The 22,261-nt window shown below is 63.1% G+C and carries 18 protein-coding genes; 10 read left to right on the plus strand and 8 right to left on the minus strand.

Going from position 1 to position 22,261, the window contains the following annotated elements:
* Positions 1 to 261 precede the first annotated feature (261 nt).
* Entirely contained in the window at positions 262 to 600 is a 339-nt protein-coding gene (locus AC1RM7_RS08355) for a ribbon-helix-helix domain-containing protein (RefSeq protein ID WP_006021684.1), read from the plus strand.
* 8 nt (positions 601 to 608) lie between these two features.
* Here AC1RM7_RS08355 and AC1RM7_RS08360 read toward each other — a convergent pair whose 3' ends face one another.
* Positions 609 to 4,265, minus strand: coding sequence for an AsmA family protein (locus AC1RM7_RS08360; protein WP_024920342.1), 3,657 nt, complete (start codon positions 4,263 to 4,265; stop codon positions 609 to 611).
* 113 nt (positions 4,266 to 4,378) lie between these two features.
* Between AC1RM7_RS08360 and AC1RM7_RS08365 the strand changes: the two genes are divergently transcribed.
* Positions 4,379 to 5,239 carry an SAM-dependent methyltransferase gene (locus AC1RM7_RS08365; protein WP_024920343.1) on the plus strand — a complete coding sequence of 287 codons (861 nt, stop codon included), beginning with the start codon at positions 4,379 to 4,381 and terminating at the stop codon, positions 5,237 to 5,239.
* Between the two features lie 9 nt (positions 5,240 to 5,248).
* On the opposite strand, the gene AC1RM7_RS08370 is transcribed toward AC1RM7_RS08365, so the two are convergent.
* Together AC1RM7_RS08370 and AC1RM7_RS08375 are read right to left on the minus strand one after the other, a co-directional pair.
* Positions 5,249 to 6,073: a 2-keto-4-pentenoate hydratase gene (locus AC1RM7_RS08370; protein ID WP_024920344.1), complete on the minus strand. Its 825-nt coding sequence runs from the start codon at positions 6,071 to 6,073 to the stop codon at positions 5,249 to 5,251.
* Positions 6,070 to 7,482: an FAD-binding oxidoreductase gene (locus tag AC1RM7_RS08375; protein ID WP_024920345.1), complete on the minus strand. Its 1,413-nt coding sequence runs from the start codon at positions 7,480 to 7,482 to the stop codon at positions 6,070 to 6,072. The genes AC1RM7_RS08370 and AC1RM7_RS08375 overlap by 4 nt, the downstream gene beginning before the upstream one ends.
* A gap of 98 nt (positions 7,483 to 7,580) precedes the next feature.
* On the opposite strand from AC1RM7_RS08375, the gene AC1RM7_RS08380 reads away from it, so the two are divergent.
* Entirely contained in the window at positions 7,581 to 8,099 is a 519-nt protein-coding gene (locus AC1RM7_RS08380) for a thioesterase family protein (RefSeq protein WP_024920346.1), read from the plus strand.
* 28 nt (positions 8,100 to 8,127) lie between these two features.
* On the opposite strand, the gene AC1RM7_RS08385 is transcribed toward AC1RM7_RS08380, so the two are convergent.
* Positions 8,128 to 8,301 (minus strand): DUF1328 domain-containing protein, encoded by a 174-nt coding sequence (locus tag AC1RM7_RS08385; RefSeq protein WP_006021690.1) that lies wholly within the window; start codon positions 8,299 to 8,301, stop codon positions 8,128 to 8,130.
* Between the two features lie 278 nt (positions 8,302 to 8,579).
* Between AC1RM7_RS08385 and AC1RM7_RS08390 the strand changes: the two genes are divergently transcribed.
* The 3 genes from AC1RM7_RS08390 (at position 8,580) to AC1RM7_RS08400 (ending at position 12,941) form a co-directional block, all read left to right on the plus strand.
* Positions 8,580 to 11,117, plus strand: a complete 2,538-nt coding sequence (locus tag AC1RM7_RS08390) for an ATP-dependent helicase (protein ID WP_006021691.1) — start codon at positions 8,580 to 8,582, stop codon at positions 11,115 to 11,117.
* A 142-nt stretch (positions 11,118 to 11,259) separates the two neighbouring features.
* A complete protein-coding gene (locus AC1RM7_RS08395; RefSeq protein WP_024920347.1) occupies positions 11,260 to 12,180 on the plus strand; it encodes an ABC transporter ATP-binding protein in 921 nt (306 codons plus the stop codon).
* Positions 12,180 to 12,941 carry an ABC transporter permease gene (locus AC1RM7_RS08400; protein WP_006021693.1) on the plus strand — a complete coding sequence of 254 codons (762 nt, stop codon included), beginning with the start codon at positions 12,180 to 12,182 and terminating at the stop codon, positions 12,939 to 12,941. Before AC1RM7_RS08395 ends, AC1RM7_RS08400 begins: the two co-directional genes overlap by 1 nt.
* A gap of 58 nt (positions 12,942 to 12,999) precedes the next feature.
* Here the strand turns inward: AC1RM7_RS08400 and AC1RM7_RS08405 are convergent, their stop codons facing one another.
* Positions 13,000 to 13,317, minus strand: a complete 318-nt coding sequence (locus AC1RM7_RS08405) for a hypothetical protein (protein ID WP_024920348.1) — start codon at positions 13,315 to 13,317, stop codon at positions 13,000 to 13,002.
* 215 nt (positions 13,318 to 13,532) lie between these two features.
* Positions 13,533 to 13,856 carry a hypothetical protein gene (locus tag AC1RM7_RS08410; protein ID WP_024920349.1) on the minus strand — a complete coding sequence of 108 codons (324 nt, stop codon included), beginning with the start codon at positions 13,854 to 13,856 and terminating at the stop codon, positions 13,533 to 13,535.
* A 212-nt stretch (positions 13,857 to 14,068) separates the two neighbouring features.
* Here AC1RM7_RS08410 and AC1RM7_RS08415 point away from each other — a divergent pair, with 212 nt between their 5' ends.
* Complete coding sequence (locus AC1RM7_RS08415; RefSeq protein ID WP_006021696.1) at positions 14,069 to 14,857, plus strand: L,D-transpeptidase; 789 nt, start codon at positions 14,069 to 14,071, stop codon at positions 14,855 to 14,857.
* A 5-nt stretch (positions 14,858 to 14,862) separates the two neighbouring features.
* Here the strand turns inward: AC1RM7_RS08415 and AC1RM7_RS08420 are convergent, their stop codons facing one another.
* Positions 14,863 to 17,139 (minus strand): fused MFS/spermidine synthase, encoded by a 2,277-nt coding sequence (locus AC1RM7_RS08420; RefSeq protein WP_024920350.1) that lies wholly within the window; start codon positions 17,137 to 17,139, stop codon positions 14,863 to 14,865.
* Positions 17,140 to 17,272: 133 nt separating this feature from the next.
* Here AC1RM7_RS08420 and AC1RM7_RS08425 point away from each other — a divergent pair, with 133 nt between their 5' ends.
* Together AC1RM7_RS08425 and AC1RM7_RS08430 are read left to right on the plus strand one after the other, a co-directional pair.
* On the plus strand, positions 17,273 to 18,874 hold the full coding sequence (locus AC1RM7_RS08425; RefSeq protein WP_024920351.1) for a phytoene desaturase family protein: 1,602 nt from the start codon (positions 17,273 to 17,275) through the stop codon (positions 18,872 to 18,874).
* A 205-nt stretch (positions 18,875 to 19,079) separates the two neighbouring features.
* Positions 19,080 to 19,970 carry a 50S ribosomal protein L11 methyltransferase gene (locus tag AC1RM7_RS08430; RefSeq protein ID WP_006021699.1) on the plus strand — a complete coding sequence of 297 codons (891 nt, stop codon included), beginning with the start codon at positions 19,080 to 19,082 and terminating at the stop codon, positions 19,968 to 19,970.
* Between the two features lie 23 nt (positions 19,971 to 19,993).
* On the opposite strand, the gene AC1RM7_RS08435 is transcribed toward AC1RM7_RS08430, so the two are convergent.
* The gene (locus tag AC1RM7_RS08435; RefSeq protein WP_006021700.1) at positions 19,994 to 20,197 is read right to left on the minus strand and encodes a hypothetical protein; all 204 of its coding nucleotides are present in this window, start codon (positions 20,195 to 20,197) and stop codon (positions 19,994 to 19,996) included.
* A 221-nt stretch (positions 20,198 to 20,418) separates the two neighbouring features.
* Between AC1RM7_RS08435 and AC1RM7_RS08440 the strand changes: the two genes are divergently transcribed.
* The gene (locus AC1RM7_RS08440; protein WP_024920352.1) at positions 20,419 to 22,257 is read left to right on the plus strand and encodes an aminopeptidase P family protein; all 1,839 of its coding nucleotides are present in this window, start codon (positions 20,419 to 20,421) and stop codon (positions 22,255 to 22,257) included.
* Positions 22,258 to 22,261: the final 4 nt, after the last annotated feature.

A 22,261-nucleotide genomic window follows, 5' to 3' on the forward strand; every position in this document is an offset into this window, starting at 1 on the left:
CCAGCTACGATCCTGACTCCGTCATAGGTTTTCGCACGAATACCGCAGGTAACTGGTTTCAGTTACTATGTACCCGTGTCTCGAACCACATACCGTTTCGAGACCGGCTGCGGGGGCGGCCATTACAGTTTTCGCGGCAGCGATCTGTATTCTGATCCCGCGCAGTCCGAGCGAACATCGGACCCAATGTGCCAGAGTTCCTCTGCGGCGAGACAGCGTCTCGCCGCGTGCGGACGCTTGGCCGAAGCGGAGGAAACTTCGATGCAGGACGACACGACGATGCCGGATGCGGATGCTGCGGACAACATCCGGACCCGGGGCGTGAAAGAATTCGCGGTGGTCAAACGCTCTGTCGTGGTTGGCGGCCACAAGACCAGTGTCAGCCTTGAAGACGCATTCTGGACCAGCCTGAAGGACATCGCGACACGGCGCGGCCTGCCGCTCTCGACCCAGATCGACGCCATCGATCGCACCCGCAAGACCAGCAACCTGTCGTCCGCGATTCGATTGTTCGTGCTGGATCACTTCCGCGCGCGCGCCGTCACATCAGTCTTCATCGGCGAACGGCAACCATCGCCGAGCATCGCGCCGACAAGCTAGAAATCGAATCAGAACGTCCCGGCGGGCGCTTGGGTAGCCGGCCGCTGCTTCGGCAGCCGCATGGCACCCGGCGCAGGTTTGATGTCGATCGGCGGCGGCAATGGCTGCACCAGCGGCCCTCCGCTCGGCGCGGGAGCAGGTTGCGGGACCGGCTGGACAGCCACAGGCGGCACAGCAGGCGGTCTCGGAGACGCGGCCTTTGTGCCGGAATTCTTTCGCCGCGGATCGCGAGTCGGAATCTTCACTTCCGACGGTGGAATCGGTTCCGCCTTCGGCAACTCCTCCTCCCACAGCTCGTCGGGTTCAGGCCCCGGCCCGACGCCACGCTCGAGTTGATCGAGCCGCCGCGTTTCGCGATCGATCGCACGCATGCCGAGCCAGGAGGATAGCGCAGCAACGTCGACGGCACGCGCCAGCCGGTCCGGCGAACCATTCAGGTCAATGCGAATTTCGGGACGGCCCTGAATCGGGCGCGTGGTGACTGGCGACATCACCGCGCGGATGTCGGCCTGATCCGCCAGCAGGTCGTATCCACCGGCAATTGCGACGCGGGCGCGCGCAGCGCCCAGCGTCGCCGCTTCGATCCGCAAGCGGCCATCCTTGATGGTGAAGGGAATCTGCGCCGACGGAACCTTCAACGCACCCGCCGTCAACACAGGCTCGACGATCTCCTTCAGCCTGAGATCGTCGGTCGCCTGCCCGCCGTCGCTGGCGCGAACGGCCACCTCGAACGCGCGTGGATCGAGTCCGGCGATTCGCGCATCGGTCAGCGTCAGCGTGCCAGCGCCCGAGAGCGCACCGGTCAATCCGGCGGCGCTGCGCCCCTGCCCGGCCAGTGTCATTTGCAGCGCCACCTTCCCGTCCGGCACCGCAAGGCCGCGGTAGCGAAGCGCCGGGCCATCGACGCCGGTCAACTGCACCCGCGCATTGAACGATGTTCCCTGACCGGTTCCCTGCGCGCCCTGACGCGCATCGAGATCGATCACTGCTTCACCGCCGCCGATGCTCGCTTTGACATTCTCCAGCACGAGGGATTGTCCGTCGCCCTTGATCGCGCCGCTGACAGGACGCAACTCTCCGCCTCCGGGCAACACCCCGCTCAAGGCCTGAAACGCGAGACGTCCGCGCCAGCCGCGCAACCATCCCCGGCCGAGCGGCGCCGAGGCATCACGTCCCATAGCTCCGAATGCGACGCCGGTGACCGCCGCAAGATCGAGCGTGTCGAGACCAAGCTCACCATCGACGCCGATCTCGTCACCGCGCGTCAACACGAGCCGTCCGCGAATCCGCGACCCGTCCACCGTGGCGTCGAGATCGTCGAGGGTGAAGATGTTGCCCGCGACACCAAGACGCGACGACAGCGAAACGCCTGGCGCTGGCATGCTCCCACGTTGCAGATCGAACAGCGCGGCGAGATCGGCGCGGCGCACCGCGACGGTCAACGCGGCCGTCGATTGGTCCGCCCATGGATTGCCGGTGCCTTGAATGTCGCCATCGACACCCGCCCCGGTCAGCTTGGCTTTCAATTGCAGCGGCGAACCCCAGACGCCGGCGATCGACGATTCAAATTGCGCGGGGCCATCACCCGGCGAAATGATCCGGTCCAGGCCGAGCGATGCCACGATGGTTGAAGTCTGGTTCGCCGTCAGGCTGGTTTCCAGATTGAATGGGTTGCCTCGCAACGCCGCAAGATCAAGCCCGCGCGCGAGATCGATATTCGGAGATCCCTTTAGCGTGATCGTACCCTTGAGCTGCGGCGCTTCCAGATTGAACACAGCTTCCGCATCGGTGCGGCCGGAGCGGTCCTTCGCCTTGCCAAGTGTGGCGGCCACCAGCATCACCGCGGATCCGGGCTCTTTCGGAACCGCTGCCAGTCGCTCCGCAAGCGCGGGGGCGAACGGTGAGACAAGGCTTCCGACACGCTCCAGCGATGACGCCGATGCGTACAGGCCAAGTTTGCCGCCGCCTTCGGTGCGATCGAACGATCCAGTCCCGCTGACGGCGAAATCACTGCTCGTGTTGCCGATCTCGACACGATCGAGCGTGAATTTTGTGGGACTGTAACTCAGACTGACAGCGACCGGGCGAACCGTCTCTCCCGCGAGCACGGCGCTCTCGGCATTGAGCGCGACCTGCCCTTCGTCCGGCCATCCGGATTGCGGACCGGCCAGTGCACCTGAAAGCGACGACATCGCGTCGAGATCGAGGCTCGCCGTATTCAGAGCAGCCTCGATCCGCGTCTTGCCGTTGGCGACATTCAACAGCGCGATGCGGCCCTCCATCGTGCCGCCATTGATGTCGGCCTTGATACCGTCCAGCGCGACCCGATCCGCCGCAAGCGTCGCATCGCCGCGCAGGCGCAGCGACTTCTGATTGCGATACGCGGCGTCGCTGCGGCCCTGCAGCCATGCAGCCAGCACATCGGGGTCGGACGATTCAATATTGATCGGCCCGGTGAAACGCGCCGACGCTCCCGGCTGCGCAACGGTGCCGTTTGCCGAGACGCGGGTCGCGCCCGGGGCGCGCATCTCGAACTTTCCGACGGTCCACGCCTGCTCATCGCCACGCAGTTCGACGGCAATATTCTGGAGTGGCCGTCCGCCGAGCGCGATCTGATCGGCACTGGCTTCGATTTGCGCGGGAAGCGGCATCACCGGCAGCGACGTGACCAGCGTCCGCAGCGCGGGAAGCAATCGCAGCGGCTCGGCGCTCGCTGCACCTCGGATCAACAGACGGTCTGCATCGAGTTGCCGCGCCGACAGCGCGAGACGCAGCAACGGCGACGCGCCGAAGCGAATTTCCCCGCCGCCTGTCAGCCGCAGTGCATTGTCTTCCGGGCCATAAGCCGCTTCGATCTGCTCGAACGTTGCCGACGACGGACTGGCTTTCACCCGCGATGTCATCCGCCACGGCTGTCCGGGCACCGCGGATTTGGCATCGGACGGCCGCGCCAGTGTCAGGCCACCTTCGAAATTCGGCACGGCATTGTCGAATGTCAGCACGCCATCGAGATCGGCCAGTAGCGGCCGCTCACCCGGCTCGGCGACAAAGCGCACACGCGTACCCTTGCCGTCGCTGCTCTGACCCGACGAGATGCGGAAGGGCGTCCGCGCACCGAGCAGCGTGAACGATCCATCTCCGCGCAGGCTGCTGGCCAGTGCGCGCACATCGCCGCTGAATTTGAGATCGTCGATCCGCAGCGTCTTGCCGCTGGACGCATCGTGCAGCGCGATCCGCCCGGCGACGTTCATCCGGTCGATGGCGAGCGAGCCGATATTGAAGCGGCCCGCCGTCGCCGGCCATTCGAAGCGGCCTTGACGATCGAGGCCGAGATCCAGCGCGAAATCCTCCAGCGACAGTTCGCTGGCCCGCCATTCGCCCCGCATCAGTGCGCCCAGGCTGAACTCGACGTCGAGCTTGCCGGCCCGGACCCTGGCAGGATCGCTGTCGCCGCCGATGGCGACCGACCGCAGCCGCAGCGTCGGCGTCGGCAGCAGCAGGGCGTCCAGTTTGCCGCCGACGCGCACCGGCGCACCGACAATACGGGATGCTTCCGTCTCGAATTGCGAGCGGAACTGGTTCCAGTCGACGAAATACGGGCCGACCAGCGCCGCAATCAGCGCAAGGATGAAAGCGATGGCCAGTCCGAGCAGCGTGGTCTGCAAGGTCTTTCCTCAGTGGGATCGGACACCGGATGGCACGAATATTGAACCTGTGTGTAGCTTGGAATACTAAGTTTATCAGGCTCCGTTCACAACCCTGTAACCCAGTGGGGAAAATGTCCGAGAAAATTGCGCGGCCCGCGGAGAGAACAGGCGCGTCGCCTGAGGCGATCATGTCGCATTACGACATGGGCAACGACTTTTTCCGGCTCGTGCTTGATCCGGAGATGATCTACTCGTGCGCGCTGTTCGAGGACGGCGACGATCTTGTCACAGCACAGCGCCGCAAACTCGATCACCATATCGAAGCCGCCGGTGCAGCGAACGCCGCGCGGGTTCTCGACATCGGCTGTGGATGGGGCGCGATGCTCCGGCGGCTGGTCGATCATGCCGGTGTCGCCCATGCGGTCGGGCTGACGCTCAGCCCGTCCCAGGCCGCCTGGATCCGCGACGGCAAGAATCCAAAAATCGAAGTGCTGGAGCAGGACTGGCGCGACCACAAGCCTGAACGCCGATACGACGCCATCATTTCGGTCGGTGCGTTCGAGCATTTCGTCCAGAAAGGACTCGACCCCGCAGCCAAGCTCAAATCCTATCGCGAATTTTTCGCGTACTGCGACAGCGTGCTGGCGATCAACGGAAAAGTGTCGCTGCAAACCATCGCCTATTCCGAACGGACCAAGGTTCAGCCGCTGCTGGACAAGACCTTCCCGGAAAGCGATCTGCCGCTGGAATGGGAGCCGATCGCGGCCGCCGAAGGCACGTTCAGTCTGATCGCCGCGCGCAACGACGCCGATCACTATTACCGGACGCTGGTACTGTGGGAACAGAACCTGCTCGCCAACTACGATAAAGCGGTGGAGCTTGTCGGCAAGTCGAACACCGACGAATTCCGCCGCTACCTGCGCATGTCGGCCGGCGGCTTCCGGGCCGGGATGGTCAGCCTGATGCGTTACAGTTTCCGGAAGAAGTACTGATCGCCGGCTTCATCCGAAGGCGACGCTGATACTGCCGAGCGGAATACCCGAGACTGTCGTGGTCCACGTCTCACCCGGCTTGATTGGCAGCGCGCGCGTCAGCGTGCCCGTTGTGACGATTTCTCCCGCCGCGAGGCCCGGGTTCACGTCATCCTTTGACAGCACATCGACGAAATGGCGCAAGGCCGACAGTGGGCCGCCAAGCACATTATGCGCATGGCCACGATCCACGACATTGCCATTACAGGCGAGTTCGACGTCGAAATCCGAAAGCTGCTTCATCCATGCCTCGGCGTTGCCGGACACCGGATGCCGCTCGCCGATGAGCATTGCGCCGTGCAGGCCGAAGGCGGCTACCGTATCGGACGCGGCAAACTTCCAGTCGGGATAGATCGACTGCACGATCTCGTAACCGAGCGCCACCCAGCCGATACAGGACAGCAGGCCGCGCTCGTCCATCGCAGCATCAGGCACAGCCGACAAACCGAAGACGATTTCAGGTTCGATCCGCGGGTCGGTCAGTTCCGCAAGAGAGGCTAACCCGCCGGTGTCGCTCAGGTTGCGAATGGTGCGGTCGTACATGTAGCCCCAGATCGGGCGGCTCACATTGTACTGCGCCCAGATCGTGCTGTTGGTGAAACCGATCTTGCGGCCCAGTACCTTTTCGCCTCGCGCCTCGCGCATCTGCCGGACGATCGGCGTGACCTTGTAGGCCTCGTCCAGACCAAAGGCCGGATCGCGCGACGAGAACGGCGAAATCTGCCGGCCCTGACCGAGTACCGACAACGCCTCGGCAGCGACGCTCTTCGCATCCAGGGCTATGGTCCCGGTCATGACGGCAGAATCTTGCCGGGGTTCAGAATGTTGTGCGGATCGAGCGCGGCTTTGAGCGCGCGCATCGCCTGCACGGCTTCGGGCCCGAGTTCTGTTTCCAGATACTGCTGCTTGCCCTGCCCGATGCCATGTTCGCCGGTGCAGGTGCCGCCCATGGCCAGAGCCCGCTCGACCAGACGATGCAGAAATCCATCCGCGCGCTGCATTTCGTCGGGGTCGCTGACATCGACCAGCATCGAGCAATGAAAATTGCCGTCACCGACATGACCGACGATCGGCGAGATCAAGCCGACCGTTTCGAGATCCTTCTCTGTTTCGACCACGCATTCGGCCAGCCGGGAGATCGGCACGCAAACATCCGTCGCCACCGCCTGCGCACCGGGGCGAAGCCCGCGCACGGCCCAGTAGGCGTCATGCCGCGCCTGCCACAGCCGGGTGCGGTCCTCCGGGCGTGTCGCCCATTCGAATCCACCGCCACCGCATTCCTTCGCGATCTCACCGAACATTGCTGACTGCTCGGCCACGTCGGCTTCGGTGCCGTGGAATTCCAGCAGCAGCAGCGGCGTCTCAGGCAAGGTTAGCTTTGAATACGCGTTGCAGGCCTTCACCTGCGCGGCGTTCAACAGTTCGATCCGCGCCACAGGAATTCCGGTCTGGATAGCGAGAATGGTGGCGTCGCACGCGCCCTTGACCGTCTCGAACGAGCAGGCACCGGCGGCGATACTTTGGGGAATGCCGCGCAGCTTGAGTGTAATTTCGGAAATGATGCCGAGCGTGCCCTCCGCACCGATAAACAGGTGAGTGAGATCGTAGCCCGCCGAAGATTTCTTGGCGCGCGTGCCGGTGGTGATGATCTCGCCGTCGGCACGCACGATCTTCAGTGCCAGAATATTGTCCTTCATGGTGCCGTAGCGCACGGCGTTGGTGCCCGACGCGCGGGTCGATGCCATACCGCCGATCGATGCGTCGGCACCGGGATCGATCGGGAAAAACAGACCCTGATCGCGCAGATGTTCGTTGAGCGCCTTGCGCGTCACACCCGGCTCGATCACGCAATCGAGATCGTCAGCATGCACCGCAAGAATGCGATTCATCTCCCGCAGATCGATGCAGACGCCGCCGGCCGGCGCGTTGACCTGCCCTTCCAGCGAGGTGCCGGTGCCGAACGGGATCACCGGAACGCGGTGCTTCGCGCAGATCCGCACCACATCCTGGATGTCTTCCGTGGTCCGCGCCATCACCACCGCATCCGGCGGCTGCATCGGCAACCAGGTGGTGGTATGGGCATGCTGCTCGCGCACCGCCTGCGACGTGATCAGATTATTACCGAACCGCGCGGCAAGCGCTTCGATGGCGCTGGAGAGCGCGGATGCTGCGGGACGTGTCAGGGCTGCGTTGGAAAAGGCCACGGTCGCTCGTTTCTTCTTTTGATCCGGTTATGGCGCGGACCGTGGCAAAGGATATATAGCGGGTCAAGAGAGAGGGCCGACGCCAACCGGGAATTGAGATGACATCAAGCATGCCTCAGAAAAACAATGCGCCGCAACATATCGCTGCGCCGTTCCTGACCACGGTGATGCAGATCGAGCCGCAATGGATCGACTACAACGGCCATCTCAACATGGCTTACTACAACGTGCTGTTCGACCGCGGCATCGATCAGATGTGGCTCGAACTCGGTATCGGCCCCGACTACATGAAGACACGTCACGGATCGACTTTCACCGCCGAAGCGCATGTACGATACCTGCGCGAGGTGCATCTGGGCGATCCGGTGCAGGTGTCGGTTTATCTGATCGAAGCGGACGACAAGCGCATCCATACCTTCGAGGAGCTACGCCATGCGACTGAAGGCTGGCTCTCGGCAACGTCCGAAAACATGACGCTTCATGTGGACATCAACGCACGCAAAACCGCGCCATTTCCCGCTGACATCGCTGCGCGCATCCGCGACGTCGTCACGGCGCATGGCACTGTCGCACGGCCCGATGGCATTGGCCGGCGCATCACCATGCCGGCCAAATGACGCCACCGCGCCGCTGTCTGTCGTCACATCACGGACCGCTGCTGCGGCGGGCAAGGCCCACCACCGCCGAAATCACGAACAGGATCAGGGCAACGAAGAAAACAATCTTGGCAAGCTCGATCGACGCGCCCGCGATGCCGCCAAAGCCCAAAAGAGCCGCGACCAGCGCGATAATCAGAAATGTAACCACCCAACTCATCATGACACGCTCCTGCGTTTCGTTCGGGGAGCGGCGAGCGCTCCTGCTGCAAAACCAATCCGCCAGACGCGCCCGGGTTCCAGCCCGGTGCCATTGCTTGGAAGGTCAAAAAATCCAGCCGAAATGGAACAAAAATGGGCGGGACAGCCTCGGCGCCGGCCCGTTTGCGGGGGATCAACGGTGTCAGGCGAGCCCAATCATGCCTATATGTCCCCGTACCCTGATATGAAGCCTCCCCTTTCGGGCGTCGCGATGCCATCGTGACGGCAAAGACGAATCGCATGACCGAACCGAACAAGCTGCCGCCGTCAGACCTGTCCCGCGACGTGCCGAGCCACCAGCCAGCCGCTGGCGGAATCGCTGCGCGGGCGCGCGCGTCGGCTGCACCGCAATATCTGAGCGCGCTCAATCCCGAGCAGCGGGAGGCCGTGGAAACGCTCGACGGGCCGGTCCTCGTTCTGGCCGGTGCGGGCACCGGCAAAACGCGGGTCCTGACCTCGCGTATTGCGCATATTCTCTCGACCGGCCGCGCACGGCCGCACGAAATCCTCTCCGTCACCTTCACCAACAAGGCGGCGCGCGAGATGAAGCACCGCCTCGGCCAGATGCTCGGCCAGGCGGTGGAGGGCATGCCGTGGCTCGGCACGTTCCATTCCATCGGCGGACGCATCCTGCGCTATCACGCCGAACTGGTGCAGTTGAAATCCAATTTCACCGTGCTCGATGTCGACGACCAGATCCGTCTGCTGAAGCAGTTGCTGCAAGCCGAGAACATCGACGACAAGCGCTGGCCCGCGCGCATGCTGGCCGGACTGATCGACGGCTGGAAAAACCGCGGGCTGACGCCATCGCAGGTGCCGGCCGGTGAAGCCGCCGTGTTCGGCAACGGCAAGGGCGGCAAGCTTTATGCGAGCTATCAGGAGCGGCTGAAGATTCTCAATGCCGCGGACTTCGGCGATCTGCTGCTGGAGAACATCCGCCTGTTCCGCGAGCACCCCGACGTGCTGCGGCAGTATCAGCAGCGCTTCAAATATATCCTGGTCGACGAATATCAGGACACCAACGTCGCGCAGTATCTGTGGCTGCGGCTGCTGGCGCAGGCGCCGTCCTCTGCTTCGTCATTGCCGGGCTTGACCCGGCAATCCATCGAATCTTCACAAGATGGATCACCGGGTCTCGACGCTTCGCGTCGGCCCGGTGATGACAACTCGGGTAAAGTTACCCCCCTCGCCGCACCGAAGAACATCTGCTGTGTCGGCGACGACGATCAGTCGATCTATGGCTGGCGCGGCGCGGAGGTCGACAACATCCTGCGCTTCGAACACGACTTCCCTGGCGCGAAGGTCATTCGCCTCGAGCGCAACTACCGCTCGACCGGTCACATCCTCGCTGCCGCTTCGCACCTGATCGCGTACAACGAAGGCCGCCTCGGGAAAACGCTCCGCACCGAGGATGAGGACGGCGAGAAGGTCACTGTTACCGGCGCATGGGATTCGGAAGAAGAAGCCCGCGGCATCGGCGAGGAGATCGAGCAGCTTCAGCGCGCCGGCCAGAAGCTGAATGAAATTGCGATTCTCGTGCGCGCCTCGTTTCAGATGCGCGAGTTTGAAGACCGTTTCGTCACGCTTGGCCTGCCCTATCGCGTGATCGGCGGGCCGCGCTTCTACGAGCGCGCCGAAATCCGCGATGCGCTGGCCTATCTGCGCGTGATCAATTCGCCCGCCGACGATCTAGCCTTCGAGCGCATCGTCAACGTGCCGAAACGCGGCCTCGGCGACGCCACCGTGCAGATGCTGCACGATGTCGCCCGCAAGCGCCGTATCCCGCTGACGGAAGCTGCCCGCGCGGTGATCGAGACCGACGAGCTGAAGCCGAAGGCGCGCGGCAGCCTGCGCGACGTCATGACCAATTTCGACCGCTGGCGCGCGCAACGCGACATCGTTCCGCACACACAGCTTGCCGAGATTGTGCTGGATGAATCCGGTTACACCGAGATGTGGCAGAAGGACCGGTCCGCCGATGCCGCGGGCCGCCTTGACAACCTGAAAGAACTCGTGCGCTCGATGGAAGAGTTCGAGAACCTGCAAGGCTTCCTCGAACACATCTCGCTGGTGATGGACCGCGAAGGCGGCGCCGACGACGACGCCGTGTCCCTGATGACACTGCACTCGGCCAAGGGACTGGAGTTCGACAACGTGTTCCTCCCGGGCTGGGAAGAGGGCCTGTTTCCAAGCCAGCGCACCCTCGACGAGCAGGGCCGCGCGGGGCTCGAAGAAGAACGCCGCCTCGCCCATGTCGGCATTACGCGCGCACGCAAGCGCGCCATGCTCTACTTTGCCACCAACCGGCGCATCCATGGCTCATGGACCACCACCATTCCATCGCGCTTCCTCGATGAACTCCCGACGGCCAATGTCGAGATCACCGAAAGCAAGGGCGGCTCCGGATGGGGCGGCTCTGGCGGTTACGGCGCATCGCGCTTCGACAACGTGGAATCGTTCGGCTCGACTTACACGACGCCTGGCTGGCAACGCGCACAGGCCAATCGCGCACGCAGCGGCGGCAAGGGATTCGATGAGACCGGAGCACGCTACGACTCCGGTTCGCGCGGCAGCTTCAGCCGCAAGGCGACCGTGATCGAAGGCGAACTGATCGCCAAGTCGACCGGCACCAATTCCGAATTCTCGCTCGGCGACCGCGTGTTCCACCAGAAGTTCGGCTACGGCAACGTCGCTAGGGTGGACGGCAATAAGCTCACCATCGCCTTTGAAAAGGCCGGTGAGAAGAAGGTCGTCGACAGTTTCGTGACAAAGGCATAGCCGTTGCGCCCAAGGCGCATGACAAATTTGAATTCGTCGCAATAGAATTTTGATACGCGTAACTGCCCCCCGATAGTTATAGTGCATTGCGCAAGCGCGTCCGCGCGCCTATGTCATGCTCCCGCCTCGACAGATTGCCCCCATGTCTCCCATCATCTCCGTTGCCAACGTCTCGAAGACCTATGCGTCCGGATTCACCGCGCTGAAGAATATCAATCTCGATATTCGCCGCGGCGAGATCTTCGCGCTGCTCGGCCCCAACGGCGCCGGCAAGACCACGCTGATCAGCGTGATCTGCGGTCTCGCGGTCCAGACCGCAGGCACGGTGACGGTCGATGGGCACGATATCGTCAAGGATTACCGCGCTGCACGCTCGCTGATCGGACTGGTGCCGCAGGAGCTACATACCGACGCATGGGAATCGCCGTGGTCGACCGCCTCATTCAGCCGCGGCCTGTTCGGCAAGCCAAGCAACCCCGCGCATATCGAGAAGGTGCTCAAGGAGCTCTCGCTCTGGGACAAGCGCAAGAGCCAGATCATCACCCTCTCCGGCGGCATGAAACGCCGCGTGATGATTGCCAAGGCGCTGGCACATGAGCCGCAGATTCTGTTTCTCGACGAGCCGACGGCTGGCGTCGATGTCGAACTGCGCAAGGCGATGTGGGAGGTCGTGCGCGGACTGCGCGACGCCGGAGTCACCATCATTCTCACCACGCACTACATCGAGGAAGCCGAGGAGATGGCCGACCGCGTCGGCGTCATCAACAAGGGTGAGATCGTGCTGGTCGAGGAGAAGGCCAAGCTGATGCAGAAGCTCGGCAGAAAGCAACTCAAGCTGCATCTGCAGGAGAAGCTCGCCGCAATCCCTGCCGCCCTCGCCGCGCATCATCTCGAACTGTCACCGGACGGCGATGAACTGATTTACACCTACGACACCAAGGGCGAGCGCACCGGCATCACGGCGCTGTTGAACGACCTCAATGCGTCCGGTGTCCGCTTCAACGATCTCAACACCACCCAAAGCTCGCTCGAAGAAATCTTCGTTAGTCTGGTGCACCAATAATGAACCTGTATGCCATTCGCGCGATCTACAAATTCGAAATGGCGCGCACCTTCCGCACGCTGCTGCAGAGCGTCGTCTCGCCGGTGATCTCGACGTCGCTGTACTTCGTGGTGTTCGGCTCGGCGATCGGTTCGCGCATCACGGAGATCGACGGCGTCAGCTACGGTACTTTCATTGTGCCGGGCCTCATCATGCTGTCGCTGCTGACCCAGAGCATCGCCAATGCGTCGTTCGCGATCTACTTTCCGAAATTCACCGGTACGGTCTACGAATTGCTCTCCGCGCCGGTCTCATCGTTCGAGGCCGTGGTCGGCTATGTCGGCGCGGCGGCGACCAAGTCGATCATCCTCGGGCTCATCATTCTCGCGACTGCAAGCCTGTTCGTGCCGCTGAAGATCGCGCACCCGTTCATGATGCTGACCTTCCTGGTGCTGACGTCGGTGACGTTCAGCCTGTTCGGGTTCATCATCGGCATCTGGGCCGACGGCTTCGAGAAATTGCAGGTGATCCCGTTGCTGGTGATCACGCCGCTGACCTTTCTCGGCGGCAGTTTCTATTCGATCCACATGCTCCCGCCGTTCTGGCAGACCGTGACGCTGTTCAACCCGGTGGTCTATCTCGTCAGCGGTTTCCGCTGGAGCTTCTTCGAGATCGCCGACGTCAGCGTGGCTGTCAGCCTCGGCATGACCCTGGGCTTTCTCGCGCTGTGCATGATCGTGGTGTGGTGGATTTTCCGCACCGGTTATCGGCTCAAGACCTGACCCCAAACGAAATACGCCCCGCAAGCGGGGCGTATTGGAAATCGGTTGTGCGGCCCGCTTAGTTCGGGCGCCAGTTTCCGTTGCTGTCGTAATAGCCGCTCGGGCCTGTGCCCGGAGGCGGAGGTACCGTCGCCGGCTGCACGGCATTGCTCACACCGGTGCCGACCACGTTGAGCGTGCCGGCCACCGCGCCGACACCTGCACCGAGCGCGCCGCCGACGAGACCGCCGACCGGTCCGGCCGCGGTCTTTCCCTGATACGTGCCCTGCGCCGCGCCGCTGATGGCACCGTTGATGGGATCCTGCTGCTGAGCGGCAGCAGGCACTGCCAGAAACGCCAGCACCGAAATGGATATGAACGAAGCTGCAATTCTCATGTGAGGAAACCTCCCTGCCCGGCCGACTCCCGGCCCGCCCTGAAGCAAATCAGCAGCGCTGAGGTTGCGTCAGGTTTGGGAGAAACACAATGCGCGACTGTGGTGTCTCTGGAGCATTTCTCATCTCAGATTCGGCCCCAAGGCCCGAGGCCATCGGCACATAAAAATGGCGCATCCATTTCTGAATGCGCCATTTGAAATGATCTTACATCAGGTTAGCGATAACGCCTGTGATGGCGATAGTGACGGCTGCGATAGTGACGGCCGCGATAGCTGCGGCGGTTGTCGATGCCGAGCACGCCGTTCACGCCTCCAACGACACCGCCGACGCCCGCCCCGACCGCGCCGCCGACGACACCACCGACAGGCCCTGCCGCACGATTGCCCCGGTAAACACCTTCATTTGCGCCGCCTTCCATGCCTCTGAAAACGCCTTGCGCATGCGCCGCAATCGGCAATGCAAGGATCGCCAAAGCCGCTGCGATAAATGTGAAGCGGCGATGCGCCGCGGTAAACATGAACAAAGCCTCAGTCTTCATCGTGAAAGTCTCCATGAGCGGCCGAATTCTGACCAGTCGTGCAACGTCTTAACCGCCGGAAAGTTGCGTCAAGTTTGGCGAAAAGACGCCACAAACGTGCGCCGTTCACGAAACTGTATGGCCGCTTCCGTCAACCTTAAGACGAAGACACTGTTAAAAAAGCCGCTTTCCATGCTTTATTGAGAGGGAGGGGTAGAGACGAGGCAACAGTCATGCGTGCGGTATTGATTTCACTTACTGGTTTGATGCTGCTTTCCGGCAGCGCGGCGCAGGCTGCCGTGTCCATTCTCGTCGACAAAGACGCGCAGCAGATGACCGTCTCGGTCAACGGCGTGACGAAGTACACCTGGCCCGTCTCCAGCGGAAATCCCTCGCACGAAACACCCAACGGCAGCTTCAAGACCTTCCGCATGGAGGAAGATCATTATTCGAAGGAATTCGACGAAGCGCCGATGCCGAATGCGATCTTCTTCACCAAGCAGGGCCACGCCATCCACGGCACCGATGCGGTGAGCCGTCTCGGCACCCCGGCGTCACACGGTTGTGTGCGGCTGTCGCGCGCCAATGCGCTGAAGCTCTGGGACCTGGTCAAGGCCGAAGGGCTGCTCACCACCACAGTCACTCTGACGGGATCGTCGCGGGTCGCGCTCGCACGCAATCCAAGGCCGCGCACCAATGTCGCGACCACGCGCGGCGACGTCGATGCGTATGGCCGGCCGTTGCAGATCGCGCCCGGTCAGCAGGAGGCTTACAGCGAAGACCTCAACGCCAACACACGCGCACGCCAGATCACGCCCGACCGCGCCTATCGCGATCCGTCCTATCCGCAAGATCAGGCTTACTACGGCCCCAGTGATGCGGGACCGATGCAGCGCCGCATCTACCAGCAGCGCGGCTATCCGCAGGGTTACGCACAACAGGGCTATTACGAACAGGACGCACGTTACCAGCAGCCGCGATCTCCCAATCCGCGTGGCGGATATTACTACTACGCGGACTGAGTGAGCTACTCGTCGGGATTCCTGAGCCTGCGCCACACCGCGCCGAGTACGTTGGAATAGTCGTCGGTCCAGACCCGCTGGCCTTCGGTGGCTTCCGTCAGCACCCACTTCTCGTCCGACGCGATCTTGCCGACGTCCGCCTCTTCATGCGCCGAGATCACGACATTGGTCGTGAAGATGTATTCGCCGTCACGTCCGGAATCCTCATTGAAGACCCAGCTCTTGAGATCATTTTCCTCGGCAATGCCGACGACAACGCTCGCGAGTTCGAGATGCCGGTTGGAGACATGCATCACCACCGCACCCTGCGGCGCGAGCTTGGCCTTGTAGATCGCCATTGCTTCTTCGGTGGCCAGATGAATCGGAATTGCGTCCGATGAATAGGCATCGACGATGATGAGGTCGTAGGTCCCGTCCTTCTCCTTGGCGAAGGTCAGCCGCGCGTCGCCGATCACCGGCTTCATGTTGGGATCGCACGCGTTCACGTAGTTGAAATATTTCGGATCGCGCGCGGTATCGACCATGGTCTGGTCGATCTCGAAATACTTCCAGTCCTCGCCGGGCTGCGAGTGGCAGGCGAGCGTGCCCGCGCCGAGGCCGATCACCGCGACGCGGATCGGACCGCCCTTACGCTCGCGGATCGCAGCGATGGCGCGGCCCATGCCGCCATCCTTGTGATAGTAGCTGATCGGTTCCGGCCGGCCCTTCACCGGCGAGCCGTCGTCTTCCAGGAATTTCTCTGCGCCGTGAATCGTCGTGCCGTGCATCAGCACGTGGTACTGGCCGTTCGAGGTCACCACGATCTTGTGGACGCCGAAGAAGCTGCGCACCGTCTCGACGCGTCCGTCATCGGCGGGATAGACCCGGATCAGGATCAACCCCAGCACCACCAGTGCGGTGATTTGCCAGCGGTTGATCTTCCACAGCACCGCAAGCACCACCATGACAAAAGCCACGCCGGCGACCAGCCAGATCCTGTTGGTCTCGAACAACCCGGACGTGCCCCCTTCCCTGAACGACAGTCCGATCAGGGCGAGCGCGGCAACAGCCGCGAGACCCCACAGCGCAAAGCCGCCGCGGGCGATGGATGTCTCCGCGGGGCGGCATAGCGCGGCCAGCGCCAGCAGAATCGGATACTCCGCAATCCACGAGAACGTGTAGGGCGCGATCAGGCCGGCGAACAAACCACCGACCATGCCGCCGAACGACAATGCAACGTAGAAGCCGGTGAGATACTGAGCCGCCGGACGCGTGCGCGCCAGCTCGCCGTGGCAGGCCATGGCGATGATGAAGAAGCAAAGCAGATGGCCGCCGAGTGTCGCCAGCAGGTTCTGCTCGCCGCCGACCACCAGCAGAACCATGACGCCGGCAATCGCGAACGGCTGCAACGACAGCATCAGATCATGCGGCAGCAGCGGACGCGACTGGAACACCAGCACCCAGGTCAGCAGATACAGCGACAACGGCAGCACCCACAGTAGCGGGGCTGCGGCCACGTCGGTGGAGATATGCGCCGTGACCGCGATCAGCAGACCCGACGGAACCGCTGCAAGGAATATCCAGCGCAGCCGCATCGGCCACGTCGGCGCCGGCGCGTCGCCTTCGCTGGCGCTGACCGCCGCGACCGTCATCGGCGGGGAGCGGAGCAGCAGCACGCCGCATGCCGCGATCAGCACGATCAGCAGCGCATAGCCGCCGGTCCAGATCAGGTTCTGGGTCCGCAGCGAGAACATCGGTTCCAGCAGCACGGGATAGGACAGCAGCGCGAGGAAGCTTCCGATGTTCGACGATGCGTAGAGAAAATACGGATCGGGACCGTCAGGATGCCCGGTGCGGACGAACCAGGCCTGCAACATCGGATTGTTGGCGGCGAGCGCGAAAAACGGCAGGCCGATCGAGACCGCGAACAAGCCCAGCAGCCAGAACGCGTAGCCGCTGGCCGGCGGTTCGCCCCACCCACCCGCGATCGACAGCGGCAATGTGAGCAGCGCGACCGCCAGCAGCACAAGGTGAATAACCACCGGCGCGGTCCGGCTTTTCAGCGTCATCAGGTAATGCGCGTAGGCGTAGCCGCCGAGCAGCAGCGACTGGAAGAACACCATCGCCACCGACCAGACCGCGGGCGATCCGCCGAGCCGGGGCAGCACCATCTTCGTGAACAGCGGCTGCACCGAAAACAGCAGCAGGGCACTGGTGAAGATCGCGGCGGTATAGACCACCAGGACAAGCGTATTCCTCGCGCCGGTGGACTGGCTCGCGGTATCGGACGGCACTGAAATCATGGAAGCTCCGGGACAGTTTCCGGCAAATCACCGGACGCGGCGCGGAGTGGAGCATAGCCTTCACAAGCGGGCAATAACATGCGCGTGACAGAAATCACTCGCACGTGACGCGCCCCGCGATTATGACTGAGCCATGTCGGATTACGATGCACTCATCATCGGTGCGGGCCATAACGGCCTGACCTGCGCGGCCTATCTCGCGATGAATGGCCTGCGCGTGAAGGTGGTGGATCGCCGCAAGGTGGTCGGCGGCGCAGCCGTGACCGAGGAATTCCATCCCGGTTTCCGCAATTCGGTGGCGGCCTACACGGTCAGCCTGCTCAATCCGAAGGTCATCGCCGACCTGCAATTGCATCGCCACGGCCTGCGGATCGTTGAGCGCCGCGCGCAGAACTTTCTGCCCGCGCCGGACGGACGCTATCTGCTGACCGGAGACGGCCGCACGCATCAATCGATCGCAAAATTCAGCGAACGGGATGCGTTGCAAATCGACGAATTCAATCGCGAACTGGAAACCATTGCCGACGTGCTGCGCGCGTTTGTGCTCCGCGCGCCCCCGAATATCGTCGAAGGTTTCGGCCTCCACGCGATCCGCGAAGCTATCAACGCGGCCGGCTCAACCAACATCCTGCGCAGGTTGACGCTGGAGAGCCAGCGCACCCTGCTCGACCTGTTCACCCGCTCTGCGGGGGACATGCTCGATGACCGCTTCGAGAGCGATCTGGTCAAGGCGCTATTCGGCTTCGACGCCATCGTCGGCAACTATGCCAGCCCCTACGCGGCGGGTTCGGCCTACGTCATGCTGCATCACGCGTTCGGAGAGGTGAACGGCCGGAAGGGGCTGTGGGGCCACGCCATCGGCGGCATGGGGGCAATCACGCAGGCGATGGCTGCGGCCGCGCGCGCCCACGGCGCGGAGATCGAAACCGATGCCGGTGTCCGCGAGGTGGTCGTCGCAAAGGACCGCGCTATTGGGGTGATCCTGGACAACGGCGAAACGGTCCGCGCGAGCTATATCGTATCCGGCGTCAATCCGAAGCTGCTGTACACCGGGCTGATCCCGGCTGACGCATTGCCGAAGCCGTTCCTCGACCGCATCAAGAACTGGCGCAACGGCTCGGGGACCTTCCGGATGAACGTGGCGCTGTCGGCGCTCCCCTCGTTCAAGGCGCTGCCCGGCCCTGGCGACCATCTCACCGCCGGCATCATCCTCGCGCCGAGCCTCGGCTACATGGACCGCGCCTGGCTCGATGCCCGCCAACATGGCTGGAGCCGCGAGCCGGTGGTCGAGGTTCTGATCCCCTCCACGCTCGATAACTCTCTGGCCCCGTCCGGCAAGCATGTCGCCAGTCTGTTCTGTCAGCATGTCGCGCCTCAGCTTCCGGGCGGCCGGTCCTGGGACGATCATCGCGACGAGGTTGCCGACCTGATGATCGCCACCGTGGATCGCTACGCTCCGGGATTTGCCCGCAGCGTCATCGAGCGGCAGGTGCTGTCGCCGCTCGATCTCGAACGGGAATTCGGGTTGCTCGGCGGCGACATTTTCCATGGCGCGCTGTCGCTCAACCAGTTGTTCTCGGCCCGCCCGATGCTCGGCCATGCGGACTATCGGGGACCTCTCAAGGGGCTTTATCACTGCGGCTCGGGCGCCCATCCCGGTGGCGGCGTGACCGGTGCACCGGGGCACAACGCCGCCCAGGTGATTCTGAAAGATCATCAAGGATTATTCACTTGAAGTGGCCCGCACGGCTGTTGAAAAGCTGTGGGTAAGCCTGTGGATAACCTGTGGAATTCCGTATGGTTAAAGCTTCACTAACGTGTGGAAAACTCTGGTTAAGAACCTGTGAAGAACCTGCTCCCTGCACGCCCCTAACCTGTGGACAGACTGTGGGGAAATAGGCCAAGCAGTCTGTGATTTCAGCCATTTGGACCCGTCCCTGATGTCATCTCCTTCCTCACCCGCGACGCAGGCCACCTTCGCCATTGGCGATGAGCGCACGGCCAGCCGCATTGTGGATGCCATCACCGAACGTTACCCCAGCCACGACCTCGCCATTGCCGCCTTCGAGGTGCCGGGCGGCCGCTGGGACATCACCATGCATTTCGCCGAAGCCCCGGATGAGGACTTCATCCGGGCGCTGGTGACGGAGACCGCCGGCGACGCGGCGGCACAGTCGATCATCTTCAGCACGGTCGAGACCAAGGACTGGGTCAAGGCCAGCCTCGCGGATCTGGTGCCGGTGAATGCCGGACGGTTCGTCGTCCACGGCAGCCACGACCGCGAGCGCGTCCCGCCCAACAAGATCGGGATCGAGATCGAAGCCGCGCTCGCATTCGGCACCGGCCATCACGGCACCACCCGCGGCTGCCTGCTGCTGCTCGATCAGGTCCTGAACCGGCGCACCCCGAAGCGCGTGCTCGATCTCGGCTCCGGCACCGGCGTCCTGGCCATTGCGGCCGCCAAGGCGCTTCGGCGGCGTGTGCTGGCCAGCGATATAGATCCCCGCTCGGTGGCCGTGGCGCGGGAAAATGCACAGCTTAACGGTGCCGGGAATTGGGTCGAGGCGATCCATGCCACCGGATTTCAGTCGCCGCATTTTGCGGCCAACGGTCCGTTCGGACTGGTGCTGGCGAACATTCTCGCCAACCCGCTGCGGCAGCTTGCGCCGTCGCTGGCGGCGCATCTGGCTCCGCAGGCATTCGTGATCTTATCGGGATTGCTGCCGCACCAGGCGAGCAGCGTGGTCGCCGCCTATCGCGGCGCAGGATTGAAGCTGCTCAAGCGAATTCAGATCGAAGGCTGGAGCAGCCTCTTGATGCAACGGCGCTGAAACCTTGCGCTCAATTGTCTGGATTATTCCCGTCTCATCCGGTGGGGCGTGATGTCCGCCTCGGTATAGCCAGCCTCAAATCGCGCCCTGCGGGCTTCACGCTGCAACCGGCTTTCCGTCAGCCGGTCGAGCATCTGAACGATAACCCCGCGTGGCTCCTTGATTGTCACCGCCGGAGTGCTTGCGCGAGCCGGAGCCGAAATCTTCTCAAACATAAAAGCTGGCATGCCCTATCCCCTCTTCATTGAGTTGGAAAACACACCCCTCCGCATTTCCTGGCGGCGCAGTAACCTCAACAATTGCAATCGCCAAACCGTTCCCCGTCACCTGTTAATCCCCACAGCCGTCGTTGGAAGCGGGGTTGAGTATGTATAAGCACAAGTCATGCCACCCTTGCGGACGTCGGCAGCCGATTGCCGCCCCCGCCCCGGAATCCTAAGGTCGAGCGATGTTCGAAGCCCAGTTCCAGACATTTGAAGAGCCCGAAGGCGGCGTTGCGCTGACCGCGCGGCTGTCCGCATTTCGCGAGGAATTGCTGCGCCGGCAACTGACGGGATTCGTAATTCCCCGCGCCGACAGCCAGCAAAACGAATATGTGCCGCCCTCCGACGAGCGGCTGGCGTGGCTGACAGGCTTTACCGGCTCGGCGGGACTGGCCGCCGTCCTGACCGGAAAAGCCGCGGTTTTCGTCGACGGGCGCTACACCATCCAGGCGGCCAAGCAGGTCGATACGACCGCCTGGACCATCGAATCCCTGATCGAACCACCGCCGGAAACCTGGTTGACCGCGAACCTTTCGCCGGGGGACCGCCTCGGATTTGACCCATGGCTGCACACTTCGGCAGCAGCGGAGCGCCTCGCCAGAGCCTGCGAAAAGGCCGGTGCTGAACTGGTCGCGGTGGACAGCAATCCGGTCGATTCGATCTGGAATGATCGGCCTGCCCCGCCGCTCGGGGCAGTGAAAGTTCATCCCGCACAATTCGCCGGTGAGAGCGAAAGCGACAAGCTCGCGCGTATCCGCAAGGAGATCGCGAAGCTCAACATCGAGGCACTGGTGCTGTCGGATTCTCACGCCGTGGCGTGGACCTTCAACATCCGCGGCGCGGATGTTGCGCACACTCCGCTGCCGTTGTCCTACGCACTGGTCCCTAAAGACGGCAGGCCGACCATCTTCATCGATCACCGCAAACTGTCGAACAGCGCGCGCGATCATCTGGAGAAGAACGCCACCGTCGAAGAGCCCGATGCCTTGATGCCGAAGCTCGCCGAACTGGCGCGCACCAAGGCCGCCATCGGTCTCGACTCAGCGACCGCTGCCGACGCGCTGAGCCGCATGATCGCGGCGGAAGGCGGCAAGCCGGTGCGGGTGACCGATCCGGTCGCCATGCTGAAGGCCGTGAAGAATGCCGCCGAGATGACGGGCACTCGCGCAGCGCATAAACGCGACGGCGCGGCGCTGGTACGGTTTCTGGCGTGGATCGACAAGGAAGCACCGAGCGGCAAACTCACCGAGATCGACGCCGTCGAAGCCCTGGAAACCTTCCGCCGCGAAACCGGGGCGCTGAAAGACGTGTCTTTCCCGACGATTTCCGGCACCGGCCCGAACGGCGCCATCGTGCATTACCGCGTCACCCGCAAGTCCAATCGCCGCATCGCGCCGGGCGACCTGCTGCTGATCGATTCCGGCGCGCAATATGAGGACGGCACCACCGACGTCACCCGCACCATCGCCATCGGCGAGCCGACAGACGAGATGCGCGACCGGTTCACGCGCGTGCTGCGCGGGCATATCGCCATTTCGCGCGCGGTGTTTCCCGACGGGGTCACCGGCGCGCAGATCGACGCTTTCGCACGGCAGTTTCTGTGGCACGCCGGCATCGACTTCGATCACGGCACCGGTCACGGCGTCGGCAGCTATCTGTCGGTGCATGAAGGCCCGGCCCGCATTTCCAAGCTCGGCACCACGCCACTGAGGCGCGGCATGATCCTGTCCAACGAGCCCGGTTACTACAAGACCGACGCCTTCGGCATCCGCATCGAAAATCTCGAACTGGTGGTCGAGGCCAGGATCGAGGGTGCGGAAAAGCAGATGAACGCGTTCGAGACCCTGACGCTCGCGCCGATCGACCGGCGGCTGATCGACGCCAACCGCATCAGCAAACAGGAGCTGCGCTGGCTCAACGATTATCACGCGCGAGTCCGCCAGGAGATCCGCCCGCTGGTCGACGAGGCGACGAAAGTGTGGCTCGACGCAGCGACCGAACCCATGACACACGAGAGACAGTGAAAGC

It is taken from the genome of Afipia sp. GW822-FHT03D08 (assembly GCF_058801645.1).